At 76.4% G+C, this 942-nt stretch carries 1 protein-coding gene; it reads right to left on the bottom strand.

Annotated elements, in window-relative coordinates; all coding sequences use genetic code 11:
* Window positions 1–942, bottom strand: a 942-nt coding sequence (locus F2B26_RS16450; protein ID WP_201292802.1) for an FtsK/SpoIIIE domain-containing protein, incomplete at both ends; no start/stop codon positions are given.

The following is a 942-nucleotide window of genomic DNA, read 5'->3' as shown; positions in this document are numbered from 1 at the left end:
GGCCGGGTCGGCCACCCGCAGGCACAGTCGCGCCGACACGTTGGCGCGCAGGTCGGGCCCGACGGCACCGGCCGGCCGCTGCGTGGCCAGCACCAGGTGCACGCCGAGCGCCCGGCCCTGAGCGGCGAGGCGGGCCAGCACGGACCCCGCCTCGGGCACCTCGTCGAGCAGCGCCCGGAACTCGTCGATCACGACGAGCAGCCGGGGCGGGGTCTGCCGCGACCGGGGGTCGAGGTCGGCGAGGTCGGCCGCACCGGCGTCGGCCAGCAGCCGTTCGCGTCGGCGCAGCTCGGCCGTCAGCCCGGTGAGCGTGCGGGTCGCCTGGGCCGGGGCCAGGTCGCACAGGTGCTCCAGCACGTGCGGCATCCCGGCGGCGGCGCCGACCCCGGTGCCGCCCTTGAAGTCGACCAGCAGCATCGCCACCCGGTCCGGCGGGTACCGCAGGGCGACCGCGGTGACCAGGGTGACCAGCAGCTCGGACTTGCCCGACCCGGTGGTCCCGCCGATGAGCAGGTGCGGGCCGTCCCGGACGAGGTCGATCTCCAGCACGGACCCGTCCGAGGTCCGCCCGAGGGTGAGGACGAGCCCCGCCGGCGGTCTGTTCCAGGCCGTGCTCACCTCGGCCGCGCGTGGGCCTGGGACGCCGAGCTCGCTCAGTGCGACCTGGCACGGCAGACCGTCCTCGGGGTCGGCAGGGCTGCTCGCCACGAGCTCACGGGCCGCGGTCTCCAGCAGGTCGGGACCGGGCGCCCCGACGGGCAGGACGCGCGACCGTCCATCGGCCCTGGACAGCTCGGCCGAGCGGGCTCCGGTCTCCAGTGCGAGCCTGGTGCGCAGGTCGACCGTGAGGACCACCTGGCCACGCAGGTTGACCAGACCGGCCACCGTCTGAGGCGCCAACGGCACCCGGGTGCGGGTGTGCGACCGCAGCGCCTCCTGCAC

The organism is Cellulomonas citrea (assembly GCF_009829685.1).
GTDB classification, from domain to species: Bacteria; Actinomycetota; Actinomycetes; order Actinomycetales; family Cellulomonadaceae; genus Cellulomonas; species Cellulomonas citrea.
Note: the sequence above shows the minus strand (reverse complement) of the source record. Positions and strands in the feature narration are given on the sequence as shown.